At 63.6% G+C, this 17809-nt stretch carries 14 protein-coding genes; 4 read left to right on the forward strand and 10 right to left on the reverse strand.

Annotated elements, in window-relative coordinates; all coding sequences use genetic code 11:
- Positions 1-9: 9 nt before the first annotated feature.
- The 5 genes from H7A19_10355 to H7A19_10375 all read right to left on the reverse strand — a co-directional run bounded on the left by H7A19_10355 (position 10) and on the right by H7A19_10375 (position 5470).
- Positions 10-1761 (reverse strand): GGDEF domain-containing protein, encoded by a 1752-nt coding sequence (locus H7A19_10355; protein ID MCP5475225.1) that lies wholly within the window; start codon positions 1759-1761, stop codon positions 10-12.
- A gap of 24 nt (positions 1762-1785) precedes the next feature.
- Positions 1786-2079 (reverse strand): hypothetical protein, encoded by a 294-nt coding sequence (locus H7A19_10360; protein ID MCP5475226.1) that lies wholly within the window; start codon positions 2077-2079, stop codon positions 1786-1788.
- Complete coding sequence (locus tag H7A19_10365; protein ID MCP5475227.1) at positions 2076-2651, reverse strand: GNAT family N-acetyltransferase; 576 nt, start codon at positions 2649-2651, stop codon at positions 2076-2078. Before H7A19_10365 ends, H7A19_10360 begins: the two co-directional genes overlap by 4 nt.
- The gene (locus H7A19_10370) at positions 2632-3456 is read right to left on the reverse strand and encodes a hypothetical protein (protein ID MCP5475228.1); all 825 of its coding nucleotides are present in this window, start codon (positions 3454-3456) and stop codon (positions 2632-2634) included. The genes H7A19_10365 and H7A19_10370 overlap by 20 nt, the downstream gene beginning before the upstream one ends.
- Before the next feature lie 184 nt (positions 3457-3640).
- Positions 3641-5470: an ABC transporter ATP-binding protein gene (locus tag H7A19_10375; GenBank protein ID MCP5475229.1), complete on the reverse strand. Its 1830-nt coding sequence runs from the start codon at positions 5468-5470 to the stop codon at positions 3641-3643.
- Positions 5471-5613: 143 nt separating this feature from the next.
- Here H7A19_10375 and H7A19_10380 point away from each other — a divergent pair, with 143 nt between their 5' ends.
- The gene (locus tag H7A19_10380; protein MCP5475230.1) at positions 5614-5961 is read left to right on the forward strand and encodes an alkylphosphonate utilization protein; all 348 of its coding nucleotides are present in this window, start codon (positions 5614-5616) and stop codon (positions 5959-5961) included.
- A gap of 220 nt (positions 5962-6181) precedes the next feature.
- Here H7A19_10380 and H7A19_10385 read toward each other — a convergent pair whose 3' ends face one another.
- The 5 genes from H7A19_10385 to H7A19_10405 form a co-directional block, all read right to left on the reverse strand.
- Positions 6182-6700 (reverse strand): DUF427 domain-containing protein, encoded by a 519-nt coding sequence (locus tag H7A19_10385; GenBank protein MCP5475231.1) that lies wholly within the window; start codon positions 6698-6700, stop codon positions 6182-6184.
- A gap of 103 nt (positions 6701-6803) precedes the next feature.
- Positions 6804-8648 (reverse strand): M48 family metalloprotease, encoded by a 1845-nt coding sequence (locus tag H7A19_10390; GenBank protein MCP5475232.1) that lies wholly within the window; start codon positions 8646-8648, stop codon positions 6804-6806.
- A 255-nt stretch (positions 8649-8903) separates the two neighbouring features.
- The gene (locus H7A19_10395) at positions 8904-10676 is read right to left on the reverse strand and encodes a DUF885 domain-containing protein (protein ID MCP5475233.1); all 1773 of its coding nucleotides are present in this window, start codon (positions 10674-10676) and stop codon (positions 8904-8906) included.
- Positions 10677-10785: 109 nt separating this feature from the next.
- A complete protein-coding gene (locus H7A19_10400) occupies positions 10786-13326 on the reverse strand; it encodes a polynucleotide kinase-phosphatase (protein MCP5475234.1) in 2541 nt (846 codons plus the stop codon).
- The gene (locus tag H7A19_10405) at positions 13323-14714 is read right to left on the reverse strand and encodes a 3' terminal RNA ribose 2'-O-methyltransferase Hen1 (GenBank protein MCP5475235.1); all 1392 of its coding nucleotides are present in this window, start codon (positions 14712-14714) and stop codon (positions 13323-13325) included. The genes H7A19_10400 and H7A19_10405 overlap by 4 nt, the downstream gene beginning before the upstream one ends.
- Before the next feature lie 133 nt (positions 14715-14847).
- Between H7A19_10405 and H7A19_10410 the strand changes: the two genes are divergently transcribed.
- From H7A19_10410 to H7A19_10420, 3 genes are all read left to right on the forward strand, one after another.
- Complete coding sequence (locus H7A19_10410) at positions 14848-15543, forward strand: hypothetical protein (GenBank protein ID MCP5475236.1); 696 nt, start codon at positions 14848-14850, stop codon at positions 15541-15543.
- Complete coding sequence (locus H7A19_10415; GenBank protein ID MCP5475237.1) at positions 15540-16217, forward strand: hypothetical protein; 678 nt, start codon at positions 15540-15542, stop codon at positions 16215-16217. Before H7A19_10410 ends, H7A19_10415 begins: the two co-directional genes overlap by 4 nt.
- A gap of 884 nt (positions 16218-17101) precedes the next feature.
- The gene (locus tag H7A19_10420; GenBank protein MCP5475238.1) at positions 17102-17677 is read left to right on the forward strand and encodes a recombinase family protein; all 576 of its coding nucleotides are present in this window, start codon (positions 17102-17104) and stop codon (positions 17675-17677) included.
- Positions 17678-17809: the final 132 nt, after the last annotated feature.

Genomic DNA, 17809 nt, shown 5'->3' on the forward strand with positions numbered 1-17809 from the left:
CACTCGCGACTAGGCGATCACGCGCAATCGGGCGGCCGCATCCAGCGCAGGCACGTGACAGACAACGCGGTTACGCCCCTTGCGCTTGGCCTCGTAGAGTGCGGTATCGGCATCGGTCATCAGCCGACGCAGATCATGACCACACGTCTCGGTGCCCGCCACGCCAAAGCTGCCGGACAACCGAGTGAGCTGGTCCTCGACGCCGAAATGAATCTCAAGCAGAGCCAGTCTGCAGCGCTCGGCGAGTTCCATGGCATGAGCGATGCTGCCCGGCACCAGAATGCCGAATTCCTCACCCCCCAGACGACCGAAGAGCTGGTCCGGCGCCAGCAGCTCGCCACAGGCAAAAGCCGCGCGCTGCAGCACATCGTCGCCGGCGGCATGCCCGAAGCGGTCGTTGACGCTCTTGAAGTAATCAAGATCGATGACCACCAGCGCCGCCGGCTTGTCTGCGCGTGCCAATTGCTCCAGAGCAACAGAAGCCTGCTCCATGAAGTGCAGGCGACTGGCTACGGCCGTCAGACTGTCGCATTGAGCCAGTTGCTGGAAATGTCGCTGCATGCGTCGTGTACGCAAGGCCCACACGACGGCGAAAACCAGGATCGTCAGCAGCAGCACGATGGAGAGCCGAGCCATCGCCACATTCTTCTCGGCCACCTGCTGCTGCAACTGCAGCACCTGGTTCTGTCGGTTGAGACTCTCAATCTGCAAGCTCTTGGCGCGCGCCTCATGGCGAGCCATCTCGTAGGCCAGCGCGCGACGACCGACATCATCCAGATAGGCCAGTTCCACCTCGCGATAACGCTCAAGCGCCTCGACGGCCTGCTGCAGGTCGCCACGCTTGAGCGCCACCTGATACAACACCCGCCAGGCTTCAGTCAGCGATTCGGTGTAGACACCCGCGCTGATCTGGTCGATGGCCGTCCTGGCATTACTGGCAGCTGCATCCAGTTGTCCCAATGCCAGTTGCGCCGTGGCCAGAATCGAGGCCACATCACTGTTCAGGAAGGGGTATCGGGCGGCCGACAGTTCTGCTCGATGAGCTTCCAGCGTGTTGATCGCGTCGGCGTAACGGCCGTTCTGCAGATGCAGACGGGACACATAGGTCCGCAGCAGACCGGCGAAAATGCCCTCTCCCTGCAGCGCACATTCGTCCGCCCAGCGCTCCAGCTGCGGACTGACGTCGGTCAGTTCACCAGACTTGAAGCGCGCCTCGAATTCCAGCTGGGCCGCGCCGCAGCGCGCCCAAGGCAGCTTGCTCTCCTGCAGCAGCTCGGTCGAGTAGCGCAGACTCTCGCCGTACTTCCCCACCTGATTGAGCAACTGCGCGCTCACCCCCAGTGCCTGGGCCCGGGCTCCGGGATCCGTGACCGTGTCGATCTCGCCCAGCAGCACATTGAGCTGATCAAAACCCTCCGCATAACGCCGAGACAGCGTCAGCGCGTTGAGCAGCGTCGCCCGGCTGCGAAAGCGGATCAGCGGATCCTCGGCCTCCCTGAGCAAGGCACCGAAGCGGGCAGCGGCATCACCGTACTGCCCGGCATAGGTGGCCTGCCAACCGCGCAGATAGGCCAGGAATTGGCGTTGCCGCGGGCTGAGCCTGGCGTCAGCGGCTTCGAGTGCATCCAGCTCGGCAGCGAAGACCGCACCCTGCGAGCGCTTGATCTCATCGGCACGCAACAGGCGCGCGTCGATATCGTCGACGGCGAAGGCCGGCGACATCGTCGCAAGCAGAAGCAGGCAGGCCGCCAAGCGCTTCATTTGCAGGGCTCGACGTTCGTGCGCTCAGGCGGCAGCCGCCAGCGCCCCCCGATCGGTGGCCGGCTCCTGCGCCGGTTCCTGTTCGGGCTCGTCTTCGCGCGGTTCGTCGCCGTCAGGTTGCACGGGAAACACCGCGCACACCAGATTGCTGCGGGCGCCGAGCAGCGATTCGATGCAGGCGCGATCCCGCCTGCTCAAAGCCTCCCTCAATTCGGATGGCAGATCTGCGCTTTGCAGCATGGCCGCCAGCGCCTGATCGTCGCCGGCCACAGCGGGCTGGGTACCCAGCCATTCGATAAATGCCAAAGTCTTGTTCATGGTAGATGCCGTCCCCCTGACTGATTGTGTTGCACAAGATCACCATGTCGCCGGTAGATCACCGTTGCCATGTCGACAGACTCACGACGCTGCGCCGTGAAATCGAGTCGACTCGCCAATCGTAACATTGCTTCATTGCGTGGATCTGCTCTCAGCTGCGTCCGCAACACGCCCATCTGCTCGAGCCGCTGAATCAGGGCACCCAAAGCTTCATGCGCCATGCCGTGCCCGCGCAGCGAATGCTGCAGCAGCACGCCCACCTCAGCCGTGTATGGGCTGGAACAACCGTCGACCGCCAGCAAGCCTTCAAGCTCGGTGTGCTCATTCGAACTGATGGCAATCCGCAGTCGGGCGCCGGGTCCGGCCCAGGGCTCATCCTGCCGCTTGACGGCCTCCGCGAAGCTGGCGGACGCAGCGGCGACACTCAGCGGGCGACCAATGTAGTCCATGGTCTCGGCGCATTGGTAGCAGCGGCAATAGGCCACGAGATCGGCAGGTCGCAGGCGTCGCAAGAACAGCCGGGCAGTGGCGCCGTAAAGTGGCTTCGGATCGTCAATCTGCAGCATGGCCATGCCGCGCTTCAATCTCCAGCTGGTCCAACTGGTCAAGCCGAGCCCTCACACTTGCATCCGCAATCATGGCCGTCAGTGGCGGAATCACCAGGGTGTCCGCGAGCGTCAGCTCCGCCGATGGCAGATCCTGCAGCGCCAATCGGGTCATGCGCGGCGCTTCGATACCCAGCGTCGCCGCCCGGTAGAGAATGACCTCATGTTCCGATGGATAGTCGCGATTCAGCACGTCCACCAGCAGCTGCAGATAGGCAGAGCCGGTGCTGAAGCGGGCGGTCGAGCGATCGCCGGCAATGGCGGGTTGCCACAGGATCAGACAGGCGCTGGTGTCGATACGACGGCGAAACAACATGAACTGGCTGGCCTCGTAGTGCTGACAGCCGGTCTGACCCGGATCGAGGCCCAGATCCGCATACAGGCAGTCTTCTGCCGAGATTCCGGGTTCCAGTCGAGCATCGAAGCCCAGGCGGCGCGCTCGGCGCACCGCTTCGTGCGGCACCCAGGCGAAGACCGCGGGATGGCCATAGAAGGCACCGCACACTCTTTGCCCGGCCGCCACGGCGTCAATCAGGGTACGCACCATGGCCTCGTAGGTCTGGGTGCGTGGCAGGCCCTCTTGGTAGAGCGGCTGCAGGCTGTGAAAGGCGGGATTCAGCTCCCGCAGCCAAAGCTCGACCAGCCCGTCGGACATCGCGGCGTAAACCACATCGGCCTGCTCGATCTCCGCCCGCGCACGCGGACTCAAGTGACCGCCCAGCATCATGCCGGTGCCCACACAGACCAGGCTCCCGCGCACATCGCTCGCCATGCTTCTCCCCCGTTGCCGCAAACGACTGGAGCGACGATTCAATAGCAGACCGTGGGATGGGGCAAGGGCGCGAGGGCACGAGGGCACGAGGGCACGAGGGCACGAGGGCACGAGGGCACGAGGGCGCGAGGGCGCGAGAAGGCTACCGTGTTCGAGCTGTTGTGGGCCTCCGAGCTTCTGCCAACTACCGGTACCCGGCCGCCTGCAGCGAAAACAGCCGCGCATATTGGCCATCCTTCGCCATCAGCGCCTGATGGTCGCCGCGCTCGAGGATGCGGCCGTGGTCGATCACCAGAATCTGATCGGCCATGCGTACCGTCGAGAAGCGGTGCGAGATCAGGATGGCGATGCGGTCGTGGGTCATCTGCCGGAAGTGCTCGAAGATGGTGGCTTCAGCCGCGGCATCCATGGCCGCGGTGGGCTCGTCCAGCACCAGGATATCGGCGTCCTTGCGCATGAAGGCGCGGGCCAGGGCGATCTTCTGCCATTGGCCGCCGGAGAGTTCTCGGCCCTGGGCAAACCATTTGCCCAGCTGCGTGGCATAGGCTTCGGGCAGCGAATCGATGAAGGGCGCGGCCATGCCACGCTCGGCGGCTTCTTCCCAGCGCGCCAGTTCATCGAAGGCACTGACATCGCCGGCGCCGATGTTCTCTCCGACCTTCAGCTGATAGCGGGCGAAGTCCTGGAAGATGACGCCGATGCGCCGGCGCAGCGTGGTGGTGTCCCAGTCGTTGAGATCCAGCCCGTCGAGCAGGATCCGGCCCTCGCGCGGCCGGTACAGACGACTCAGCAGCTTGATCAGCGTGGTCTTGCCCGAGCCGTTCTCGCCGACCAGCGCCAATGACTGTCCGGGGCGCAGATGCAGATCGATGTCGGTCAAGGCATCGCTATCGGCCCCCGGGTAGCGAAAGTACACGTGTTCAAAGCGAATGCCGTCACCGGGCCTTGGACCCGAGGTGGCACCGCTGGCCTGATCGTTGCCGCCGCTCGGTGTGTCCAGGTATTCGTACAGCGTCGACAGGTAGAGATTGTCCTCGTACATGCCGCCGATGGCCGACAGGCTGGCTGACACCGCCGACTGACCCTGGCGGAACAGCAGCAAATACATGGTCATCTGGCCCAGACTGATCTGTCCCTGCACTGCACTCCAGGTGATCCAGACATAGGCGCCGTACAGCGTGACGGTACCCAGCAGACCCAGCGCAAAACCCCAGCCGTCGCGCCTCAGCGCCAGCTTGCGGTCTTCCCGATAGAGCTTGGTGAAGATGTCCCGGTAGCGCTGCATCAGCAGCGGCCCGAGATTGAACAGTTTGACCTCCTTGGCGTGGTCTTCCCGCGCCAGCACGGTTTCCAGATACATCTGCATCCGCGTTTCCGGCGAACGCCAGCGAAACAGACGGAAGGCATCGCCGGAGAACTTGGCCTCGACCAGAAAGGCCGGCACACCGGCCGCCACCAGCACCAGCACCGTCAGCGGCGAGAACTGCACCAGCAGACCGCCGAAACTCAGCAACGCAATCGCATTCTGGGCCAGGCCGAAGGTGCGCATCACCAGCGACAGCGGTCGCGAGGAGGCCTCACGCCGCGCCCGGGTGAGCTTGTCGTAGAACTCCGAGTCCTCGAACTGCACCAGATCCAGCGTCAGCGCCTTTTCCAGGATCAGCGCGTTGGTCTGCTGCCCCAGCAGGGCGCGCAGCAGCGACTGGCACAGGTTCAGGCCCCGCTGGGCGCCGGCCAGCAGAGCCACCAGCAGTCCTTCCAGCAGCACCCAGGTCAGCACCATCGAAAAGTCGGCGCTGCCACTCTCGGCATGGACCCGCGCTGCAGCTACCACGGCGTCCACGAGCCTGGCGCCGATCAGCGCAATACCCGCCGGCAGCACGCCTGCGACCAGCGTCAACGAGGCCAAGCCCAAGGTCAAACCGCGACTGGTCTGCCAGACCAGCGTGATCGCGCGGCGGCTGTAGCCGAGCACACCCAGCAGACTGCGGGTCAATTCGGTGCTTTCGCTCATGCCCACCCGACGCCATCAACGGTCGGCGATCTTAGCCCGCAACAGCGCACGCACGCAGCCTGAGCTGAACCCATATCGAATTTCCGCTTCAGGCTTTGTCCAATTCGGATGCCTTCTCAGGTCTGTGAAGGTATTGTGCAGGCATGAATACTCTCCCGAACTGCCCCAAATGCGATTCCGTCTATACCTATGAAGACGGCCATCAGCTGATCTGCCCCGAATGTGCCCATGAATGGCCGAAGGACGGCGCTGCCAACGAGGAAGCATCCGGCCCCATCGTCCGCGACGCGGTCGGCAATGAACTCAAGGATGGTGACAGCGTCACCGTGATCAAGGATCTCAAGGTCAAGGGTTCATCGGCCGTGGTCAAGGTCGGCACCAAGGTCAAGAACATCCGCCTGGTCGACGGCGATCACGACATCGATTGCAAGATCGACGGCATCGGACCAATGGGCCTGAAATCCGAGTTCGTCAAGAAGGTGAACGGCTGAGCTTGGCGGCGGCCGCTGCGGGAATCGCAGTGACTTTGCGCATTCTCACCGAACACACGGTAAGCCATTGATTTATCGACCTGGAAAAGAAGGGGCAAGGGGCAGGGGTCCAACCTCGACGCACGATTTGACCGCGCCGCGACGTGGGTCACCTGCCCCCTGCCCCTTGCCCCCTTGATTGATGCGCAAACCAGCGCACCAACCAGGGCGACCCCGAGGTTCACCAGTGCCCAGTCCCAGGCTCTCCCTTGAACGGCCCGACGATCTCGTTTGTGACCCAGCCGCCATAGAAACTGCCGGGCTGCGGGCGCACCCGCTCACCGTCGATCTCGCATTCGACCCGCCCCGGATAGAAAGACAGCCAACCGGCAATGGCAGCAAAGGCCACCGTGGGTTGCGGATAACTCCATCCAACCTGCGGATACTCTCGACCGTCCGCGAGTCGCACGCTCCAGTAAACCGCCCGCCCCTTCCATTCGCACATCGAGCTGCCAGGGGCAGCTACCAGCAAGCCCAGATCCACATCCGTCGGGGGCAGGTAGATCGTCGGAGGACTGGCCGTTTCCAGCACCCGGATGGCGCCGCGGGTATCGACCACGATCACCCCACCAGCACGCACAACGATACGACGCCTATCGGGCGCCAGTCGCGGCGGCCGCGGATAGTCCCATACGGATTCCTGGCCGTCGCCGGGCACCCTTGCGAACATCGGTCGAGAACGCCCCGTGTTTTCCCACATCTGCCGAGCTCCCGTCGTCCAACTTCGAGCACCCTGCCGCACTGTCGATCAATCAGCGATGAAGACTCATCGGGCCTGCAGCCGCTGACGCCGATCCGAGCCCTCAGCCCGCCTGCGCCTGCATCTGACGCATGATCTGGTGGCGCTGCCAGTAACGGCCGATGGTCTGCTTGAGCTGCTCACGATCCTTGGCGACCACGGCCAGCTTCAGCTTGCTGGTCTTGCTCAGGCCCAGTGCGCGTTTTTCCGGATGGGTGATGGTGATGACATCGCGACTGCCGAAACTGCCGTCCTCGTATTGCAGCTGGTGCACGGCATCCCAGCTGGTCGTGCCTTCCGGCGTCTCGATGCCCGCATACGTGATGCGCAGCGTTTGTGATTTCTTCAATGCAAAGAGCACGTCCGGGAAGTACTTGAGGACGATGGCACGCTCTTCCTCGCTGGCGGGCTCATAGCGGAACGCCAGATTCTGTTCGTGCTCGTCGACAAAGTTCGTCTCGTAGCTTTGCCACAGCGGAGCCTCGATGGACTCGGCCTGTTGGATGAAGTCAATCCAGGTCTGATCAGGCGCTGAGGTGATCAGCATCGGGAATTCCATCGGCTGAATGACGGCGCCAACCCTTTCCATGCGCTGCTGCAGCGGCGGATGAGAGTCAAAGGGATGCGGCACGTCGGCGTGGGTCATGGCTTCGCGGAAGGCCGGCGACTGGGCGAAGGATGAAAGCCCCTGCGCGACCCGCCCCGCAAGATCCAGCGGCCCCTGATGCCTGTCGTTCTGATTGAACAGCTCTTGCTCGACACTGTTCCGATAGCTGGCGTAGGCGCCGATCTTCACCAGCGCGCGCGACAGCGCTCCGGCCGAGGTCAGCCTGGCGGCCGTGGCATCGGCTGCAAATTCGCGGGCCCGACTGGCCCGTGACAGCGCCAGTTCGAAGGCAGCGCGAAACAGGTTCAGCACGAAGAAGGCCAGCAAGGTCAAACCGTTTTCGCTCAGCGTCTGCATGTATTGCTCGTAGGCCTGCAGCTTGGGGCCGAGCGCGGCGCCGGTTTCGGTGTCACCGCCGCTGAAATGGGCCATTTCATGGGCCAGAACGGCATCTGCCTCATCTCGCGCCAGCACCCGAAGCAAGGGCAAGCTCACGAACAGACTACGACCCTGCACGTGCGCCCCGGGCAATTGCAGGGGCATCTGGGTCACGAAGAAGTTGGCGTCTATCCCGCCCACGAGCTGCGTGGGGGCTGCCGTGCCCAAGGTTTGCGAGAACTGCTTGATCCGCGCCCACAGCTGCGGCGCCTGATCCTCGCTGATGAGTTCACCCGCCACCGCGTTGTTCGACTGGGCACGCTTGAAGATGGCCGTGATGGCGACAAAGGCCGCGACGACGGCCAGGGCCGCAGCAATGAAGACCAGTTTGAGTATGTAGATGTGGAAGAAGTACGCGGTCAGCCAGTACGACAACCAGACCAGCATGGCGGCCTGCACCAGCACTTCAACCGCCGCGATCAGCCGCAGGCACCACCATCCGGTGGTGAAAGCCATGACCTGGAAGGCTGGTTTGGCATAGGCCAGCAGCGCCAGTCCAGCAATCAGCACCAGCGTGAATGCACCGAGCACCAGACTGTAGAAGGAGATCTTGTGGGCCAGATGGAACTGTCCGAACTCCTCGCCCAAGCCACAGGCCTGAGCCTGGAGTTGGCCCAGCTCCGGATAGGCACCATCACACAACGCCGCAATGGTCATCTGCGAGATGCGCGCCCGGGCAAGGGCCTTCTCGGCCTCACTCAGACCGTCGGCAGCCGCCAGGTCCTCGGCGAACACCCGCTGCATCTCCAGCGAGTTCTGATGTTGCTCATGGCTGGTGAACACCCAGGTGATGGCTGGCAACAGAAACAGGCCCAGGGCCGCAAGGCCCAGCAGTTTCAGGAATGCACGCTTGAGTTCTGGCATCGGATCAGGGCCTTGCGACGATTCAGGAGGAACTTCCTGTCGGGCGATCTCCGCATTCCTGCGGATTCCGCTCGGCGACAGCAGTGAAGCCACTGTGAAGACAGCGGCGAGTATTCACAGTTCCTGACGATCACGAAAGTCGCAAGTTTGTGCCGCAATCGCCGCCGGGATCGCCGAGTTGTACTCGGCAGCTCCTGGCTTCGGAAGAGCGAAGAGCAAGAGCGCCGACGGCTAGTCGGCGATCCCGGCTGGCACTCAACCAGCTGCCTTCTTCAGACGCGGCGCCACAAAGTCGTCATGCACCGCCTTCTTCAACACTTCCGGCGGCAGCAGTCCCTGGTTCAGGATGAAATCGTGGAAAGCGGCTGCATCGAACTGATCCTTCAACTGCAACTCGGTCTCGGCGCGCAGGGCTTGCAGCTGGGTGTAGCCGTAGTAATAGGCCGTGGCCTGGGCCGGTGAGCGGAAGGTGTAGCGATCGATCTCGGTCTGGGCGTTGAGGTCGTCCTCCACGACTTCTTCCATCAGCACGCGCTTGGCTTCGGCCGGCGTGACCAGGCCGAGGTTGATGGCCGGATCCAGCCAGATCCGGGCAGCCCGGAGCAAGCGGTATTGCAGCGACGCCAACTGGCCATCCAGCGGCATGTGCGGCTTCATGATCGATTCTGCGTACAGCGCCCAGCCCTCGACATTGGCCGAGTTGAAGGCGAACAGGGCGCGCGCCGTCGAAACACCACCACGCAGCATGGTGGTGAACTGCATCTCGTGGCCAGGACGGGCCTCGTGTGCAGACAGGCTCCACATCATCGCCCGATAGGCGTAATCGCTGTCCGGCCAGCTGCCATCCTTGTTCTGCTCGATGAGCGGCACGATGAATTCCGGATACTCGCCGGTGTTGCCGACCAGCCGCGGTGTGTCCAGATGTGCGGCTGGCTGCTGTGCCGTCTCCGCGGCGGTAGCCATGCGCACTCGTGCCGGCTCGTTCGGCAACGTCGCCAGCTTCTCGCGGGCAATGATCCGGTCGATCTCGGCCATGACCTCCTGATAGGTGGCCATCAGCGCGTCACCGTGGATCTGCTCCTTCTTCAACAGCCGCAGGACTTCGCGATAGTCCTTGGTGTTGTAGCCCTTCTCCTTGGCCACCAGCGGCGCCAGCGCCATCATCTCGTTGCGGATATCCATGAAAGCCACCTGGCCGATGACCATCAGCTCTTCCGGGCTGGCGTGCACGCCAAAATTCTTCAGCTGCAGCTCGTAGAGTTCGCGCGGCAACATCGCGCTGTCGCGGGTATTGGGCAGAATGGTCTTGCGCACCCACTCGTTGTAGTCGCGCAGCTGCGACTGCAGCAGTGCCAGCGAATCCTGCCAGCCGTCGAGCCCACTGGCCTGGAACACCTGCTCCAGACCCTCGATCAGCTTGGGCGCGTCTTCCAGATCCTTCTCGACCTCGCCGCGATAGGGCAGGATCAGATCCTTGACCCCCATGCGCTCGGTCAGACGTTCCTTGGCCAGCTCCAACAGAGGCTCGAAACCCTCCGCCTCACCGGTGTACTTCTTCAAGCGCACCAATGCCGCCTTGCGCTGCTCCATCGGCACCTGCTTGTCGAGCTGACCACGAAAACCGGCAAAGATCAGGCCGTTGATGTTGCCGTATGGCATCACCCGATCGTAATTCACCTGCGTGGATTCAATACTGTCCTGCTGCGACTGGATCATGATCTGCAGATCCTGCGCCACCCGCGGATCGGATTCGGTGGCCAGCAGGCCTTCCAGCCTGGCGATGTGCTTCTGCGCCTCGGCGATCTGGCGCTGGGCCAGATCCGGACCCAGATCAAAGATCTGCTCGTCGAAACCCGTCACCCCGACCTGACTGGCAAACTCAGGCGCGAACTTCGCCTGCGATTCCAGCACCTCGTGGGCGATCTGGTTGGATCGCGCCACCCAATCGCCGTCGCCCTTGCCGGGCGCCGCGGCCATTGCCGAAAACGAAGCCGCCAGCAAACCGGCAGCCAAGAGCTGTTTGAACATGAGACACCCCGCCACTCTGAAAGTGAAGGGAGCGTAGAGAGCAACCGCGGCACGCGCATGGGCGGGAGGTCACTGTGACTGATGGCGGCCTCAGCGGTCGGATGCGCCCTCAGAGTCGCGGATCGACCGGCTCGCTTTCCAACGCCAACACGCCAAATACGCACTCATGGACGCGGTACAGCGGTTCACGCTCTACGAATCGGTGCAAGGCTTCAAGCCCGAGCCCGAACTCGCGCAGGGCCAGGGCTCGTTTCGGAGCCAGCGCGCGCTGACGCAGGCGTTCGAGGTTGGCAGGCTCGGTATAGGCCGGACCGTAGATGATGCGCAGGTATTCGCGGCCGCGGCACTTGATCGCCGGCTGCAGCAGGCCCTTCTGGCCAATCACGATGCCTTCGACGGGCTTGATCACCATGCCCTCGCTTTCAGCGCTGGTGATCTCATGCCACCACGCGGTCGCTTCCGCCTCGCTCACCGGATCCGCCAGGTCGACATGGCGGCGCTGGGTGGGTCGGAACAGACCGGGATCCGCAGTACACAAGCGGTCGATCAGATCCAGATGCCAGCGGTGGTCGTTCTGCAGGCTCGCTGCACCTTCGTATGCGAGCACGTGGAACGGCGCCAGGCGCAGATCATCAACGCCATGCACTGGCCAGCAGTAGCGTCGGTATTCGGCAACATACTGGTCAATGCCATCGGCACGCTGCGCCAGCGTTGCCGGCAATGAACCCAGGTCGATGCCGCGGGCAGCGGCCTGAACGGCCCAGTCGCGAGACGCGTGCAAGGCATGGGTCCCTGCCGCACCGGTCGGCGCGTATTGCTGCCGCAGCAGATCGCCAGCCTTCGCCGACCACGGCAACAGTTCGGCGTCGAGAGCGATCCAGTCACTGGCCAACTCATCCCACAAGCCACTGGCCTGCATCGCCGCATCCAATTTGGCCAGCAAGGCTTCCTCGGTGCTGCCGTCGTTGAAAAACCGCCGGCCCGTGCGCGTGTAGATCACGCCTCGGCCATCGCCGCGAATACCGAAGCGGCGGCCGGCGACCTCCTCGTCGCGGCACAGCACCACAACCGCGCGCGAACCCATGTGCTTTTCCTGGCACACCAGCTGGGTCACGCCTTCGGCGCGATAGTAGTCGAAGGCTTCGGCCGGGCGTTCGAGCCAATCGCCGGTCGCGGCCGTGGCCGGCGGCGACATTGTCGGTGGCAGGTACACCAACCAACGCGGGTCAACCGCGAAGCGGCTCATCACTTCAAGCGCTGCGCGCGCGTTTTCATCGCGGATGGTCACCGTACGCCCCAGGCGTGGCTTGATCACGCGCTTGCCGAGCACATCCTCGACATCGAGCACACTGGCATCGCGCGCGGGCGCAGCAGGGCCGGCGAGCGGCTTGATCGGTTCGTACCAGGTGCGGATGGCCGGCACGCTGACCAGTTCGCGCTCGGGGTAGCGCAAGGCGGTGAGCTTGCCGCCGAACACGCAGCCGGTGTCGACGCAGATGGTGCGGTTCACCCATTCTGCGTCCGGCACCGGCGTGTGGCCGTAGACCACCATCGCTGCACCCCGATAATCGCCGGCCCAGTTGTATCGCACCGGCAGGCCGTATTCATCGGTCTCGCCGGTGGTCTCGCCGTACAAGGCGAAATCTCGCACGGCGCCCGAGGCGCGGCCCTGCATGCTCTCTTTCATGCCGGCGTGGGCAACCACCAGCTTGCCGTCATCGAACACCAGATGGCTCACCAGCGTATGGATCCAGTCGCCGACCTGCTTTCGGAAGTCGTCAGGCTCGGATTCGAGCTGTTGTAGTGTTTCCGCCAGGCCGTGGCTGATCTTGACGTCACGCCCGCGCAGCTTCTTCATCAGCTTGACGTCGTGATTGCCCGGCACGCAGAAGGCCGTCCCATTGGCCACCATCGCCATGACCAGCCGCAACACGCCGGGCGAATCCGGACCGCGGTCGACCAGATCGCCAACGAAGACCGCCCGACGCCCTTCGGGCGCCGTCACTTCTGGCGCCTCGCGGCTGCCGGTGATGGTGTAACCGAGCGTGCGCAACAGCTGCACGCATTCATCCAGGCAGCCGTGCACATCGCCAATGATGTCGAAGGGGCCGTGCTGATCACGGCGATCGTTCCACGCCTTCTCACGCGTGATTTCGGCGTCGGCGACCATCTCGACGCTGCGCAGCACCGCCGCCACCTTGAAGCCTTCCTTCTCCAGCCCTCGCATCGACCGATGCAGGCTCTGCGTCTGCGATCTGATCACATGCGGACCGAAGTCGCGATCCGGGCGCAGCGCGTTGCGTTCGTGAAGCAGGCGCTCGGGCAAATCGAACACGATCGCCGAGGCAAGAACGTGGTGCTCGCGCGCCAGCGCCACCAGACGCTTGCGATCTTCGGGCCGCACGTTGGTGGCATCGACCACGGTGAGTTTTCCGGCGGCCAGGCGCTTGCCGGCGATGTAATAAAGGACGTCAAAGGCATCCTTGGTCGCCGACTGGTCATTCTCATCATCGGAAATCAGCGCACGGCAATAGTCCGAGGAAATCACCTCGGTCGGCTTGAAATGCGTGCGCGCGAAAGTTGATTTGCCGGAGCCGGACGCGCCAATCAGCGCGACCAACGAAAGTTCGGGGACTCGGACGATGCTCATCGGCTGAAGACTCCCATCTGAGTCGGCGGCCCCAGTTCGGGATCGACATCGCCGATGGGCAGAAACTCGACCGAATAGCCGTGGCGTTGACAAACGCCTGCGGCCCAGGCCTCGAACTCAGCGCGTGTCCACTCGAAACGGTGGTCGCGGTGGCGCATCGTGCCAGCGGCCAGATTCGCGAAGCGCGCGTTGTACTCGACATTGGGCGTGGTGATGACCACCGTCTCGGGCTGCGCGAACTCGAACAAGGTGCGCTCGAAGGCATCCAGACGCGTGGCGTCGATGTGCTCGATCACCTCGATGGCGCAGGCGGCGTCGAATCCGGCCATGCGCGCGTCGCGATAGGTCAGGCTGCCCTGCTGCAGATCAATGCGGGCGCGCTTCATCGGCGCCATGCGGTCGAGTTTCAGGCGCTCTGCGGCGCGTTCGAGCGATACCGCCGAAACGTCGATACCCAGGATCGTCCGGAACTGCTTGTGTTCGAGCAGACGACCCAGCAGCCGACCTTCGCCGCAACCCACGTCCAGCACCGATCCCGCGCCACAACGCAGCAGCACTTCCTCGACCGCGGCCATGCGCCGCTCGTTCAGGCTGAGAGCGCGCTCAAGCTGCTGCTCGCCAGCTTCCTTCTCCCGGTCGGTCGCGCCGACTTCCTCCTCTGGCTCAGCCAACAACTTGCCCAGCGCCTCACGCACCAGCGAGCGCTGCCGTTTGAGATAGTTGGAGAGTATCCAGTCACGCTCTGGGTGCGTCGCCAGCCAGTCGCCGCCCTTGTCGAGCAGCTTCTGGACCTCGTCGCTGCCCACGTAATAGTGCTTGTCGCCATCCAGCGCCGGCAACAGCAGATACAAATGCTGCAGCAGTTCGGCCAGGCGCAAGCAGCCACGCAAATGCAGTCGGAAGTAGCGGCTCGCGCCCCAATCCGGAAATGTCTCGTCCAGCGGCAGCGGCTGCACATCGACCTGGTACCCCAGAGGCCCAAAGCATGCGCGGACCTTGTCTGCACCCGCGCGACAGCGCAGCACCGGGATTTCGGCCTCAAGCGCAATCGCCGATGCCGCCAGATCGGCACGCGCCTTGCTCGTACCCGCCATGGCGCTGGAAAACACCTGGGCGATGGCCACCGCCAGGAACGACGATGCGGCGTACGGCCGGTCGTTCACGTACTGCGTCAACGGACCATCCGCATCACCTCGCCCACGCACCAGCCCGACTGGATCGACATCAACCACCAGCGCGACTGCGCATCGCTCCACCGTGGCCTCCGGATAGAACACATGCGCAGTGCCGAAGGCCAGAGGGAATTCCTGGTGCCGATCCGGGTTCTTCGACAGCAGATAACCGAGGTCGGTTGCCGGCTGGTGGGTTGTGCTGATCAGGAGCTGCATGGCGGGACGGCGGAGCCAAGGGCCAAGCATGATGCTTCAGACTAGCCGCGATGGCGAATGTGCGGCCGACTGTTGTCTGGACAGCCCGCCGACGCTCCGGCCTAATGCTCCGGCATCGCCGGAGAAAAATGACATGTCGCGCGCCCGTCTCGTCGCTGCGTTGCTGGTGGCCACCTCGCAGGCTGCAGCCGTCGCGGCGCAGGGTACTTCCATCGTGATGCAGCGAAATAGCGAACCCGGCGATGCCGGTGAAGTGTTGGTTTTCGTGGGCGAGCAGCTGTCTTATGAGCCGCTGGACATCAGCTGCGATGGCTGCCTCATATTCGATTCCTGGCACACCGCCCGCTACCGGGTTGTCGAAGGGATCCACGGCGTCCGACCCGGCGAAGAGCTTGAGTTCGCAGTAGCAGAACATGCCATATTGATTCCGTTTGGGCACTCCCGCTTTGCCTTGGCATTCGTAGAGCGGCGCGGCGACCAACTGACGCTGATCAAGTATCAGCAGGTGCCGGTCTACCCCACCAGAGACCTCAGTTTCGCATCCTGTGGACCGCTGGGCGGCGGCCCGAAGGATCTCAGCGAGCCACTGGATCCGCGGGGCCCAGAATTGCGCGATGTACTCTTCTCTCCGAAGCTGGTGGTGGACGATACCCATCGCATGTCAGCGCTGGGTCGCAAGACGGCATACGACCCGCGCTGGCACGAGGTCGATGGCAATGAAGTCGTATGTCGCCGGGGAATACCGGTGGCCGACCTGGTGTCGGCCTTGGTGCGCGATGACGACGTGCTCAAGGCTGCACTGCCCGAATTGGCGGGAGCGGCGCGATGATCGCTGAAGCTCTGGTACTCCTGCTTGCAGCCTCCGCGGCAGCCACGGATACCAAGGTGCCGCAGCCAGATCGGAAGCCGACGCACCTGTTGCAATTCGTCGGGGAGCAGTTGGCCTTCGATCCGATCGATTGCGTCCCCTACCGCTGGTCGACCGAGGATATGAGCCAGTCCCAGGACGAGGCCGAGGCTGAGGCTGAGGACGACACGGACAGCACCCGATGCGGTGGGGACGATTTGAACTACATGGCTCGCTATCGCGTGCTGAAGACGATCAAGGGCGAAACGGGTGATACCGTCGATTTCATTGCCTCGGGGTGGACTTCCTTCTACGCGGAAAGCCGCCACGCCCTGCTCTACGTCCTTGTATCACCCGATGGAGCTTTGCTTCCCCCGGGGCTGGCGGTCTCGGTCTACCCCACCGTCGATGGCGACTGGGCGAGTTGCGACAATGACGACGGTAGCGAACTGGTTGAGTTCGCCGATAACCTCGTGTTTGGTCGCACCGACGGCATGAGTGCTCACGGCATCGCCGAACGTTTCCCATCATCCGATTACGCGATCATTGGCGACGAGGCCTTCTGCATTCGCGGCAGGCGATTGCCAGCGCTGGCCCAGGATCTGGAGCGCGGAATCGGCAACTTGCGCGACGAGGGCTTTCCGAACCTTCCATAGCGTCCGTGTGAATGTCGAGCCAGCGGCGCGCGATATCCCAGCCTTGGACGCAGCCCGATGCTGGCCGACATTGTGGCCGAAGAATGAACCCGGAGATCAACGCTCAAGAGCCGTGGCCGCCGGCGCGACCAAGGCACGAGCAAGGTTCCAACCTCAGCCGCACCGGAACCGAGCTACCGTTCTGGATACCATCCAACTGCGATGCCCCCCAGAACGAAAAAACCCCGCCGGAGCGGGGTTTCTGGTGTTTCTTCGGACGAATCTGGACCCGTCCGGATGTTCAATTGGTGCCGAGGAAAGGACACAAACCACAGCCAGAAAACGCGCCGCGCGTGGGTTTCCCGTTTCGTCGTTTTCAATATGCCCCCAGATGTGCCCCCATCTATCGCCCGGTAGGCTGATTCCAGACGCGGGAGCGCTCCGCCCCCCGCGCCCGCCCGTCGGTTGCAATTCACTACAACACGGCACCCCCGAGCCGAGGAACACCACCAGCCCGCAAGGCGGCGCGCGCCGTGGCGAGCGAGGGGGCATCGATGCTGGTGCCGGCCTGCCCGAGCTGATGAGCCCAGGCGACGCCCCGAGCCGAGGAACACCACCAGGGCGGATCGCCGCACAGCCCGCAAGGCGGCGCGCGCCGTGGCGAGCGAGGGGGCATCGATGCTGGTGCCGGCCTGCCCGAGCTGGCGAGCCCAGGCGACGCCCCGAGCCGAGGAACACGACCAAAGGAGCCCGCGCGCGCCGCGCGCGTTGTCCGGTTGCGTCCGGCAACGTCCAAAGCCTACCGCTTGTCCGAAATGTATACACAGAGAGACGCCGCCCATTGCGTCTCAAAAGTCGTTCCACTATGCTGTCTCACAACATCTAAGGATATAGGAGACACGGAAATGAGCCAGCAAGTCGGATACGCCCGCGTCTCGTCGGTTGGTCAGTCCCTTGACGTGCAGATGGAAAAGCTGACGAATGCAGGATGCGCGCGAATCTTCGCCGAGAAGAAGTCGGGCCGCGTCTCCGAGAACCGCCCGCAGTTGCAAGCATGCTTGGCATACGTCCGTGAAGGCGACACCTTGGTTATTTCTCGGCTGGACCGGATGGCCCGTTCCGTTCTGGATCTGGCCAAGATCGCCGACAGTCTGGAGAAGAAAGGCGTTGCGCTGCGCGTGCTGGATCAATCCATTGATACGTCAACATCCGAGGGGCGCTTGATGTTCGGCCTACTGGGTGCTTTCGCGCAGTTCGAGGCGGACATCCGCGCAGAGCGTCAGCTTGACGGTATCTCGCTCGCGAAGCAAAAAGGCGTCCAGTTTGGACGCAAAGCAGTGCTCACGGATGACCAAAAAGCAACCATCCGCCGCCTGCATACGGAAGAGAGCTTCTCCGTTGGTCAGCTTCAGAGCAAGTTCCAAGTCGGGCGCGCCACCATCTACCGCGCACTTCAGGAAACCGCCGGCAGCACACCCTAACCGGAGCCAGCGCACAGCCGAGCCGGCGCCCGAGCTGGTGAGCCCAGGCGGAGCCCGAAGCCCGAGGGGCACCACCAGGGCGAAGCGTCGGCCAGACCGCAACCCGGCGCGCGCCGTCGCGATCGAGCGGCG

This window comes from Rhodanobacteraceae bacterium, from assembly GCA_024234055.1.
In the GTDB taxonomy this organism is placed as follows: Bacteria; Pseudomonadota; Gammaproteobacteria; order Xanthomonadales; family SZUA-5; genus JADKFD01.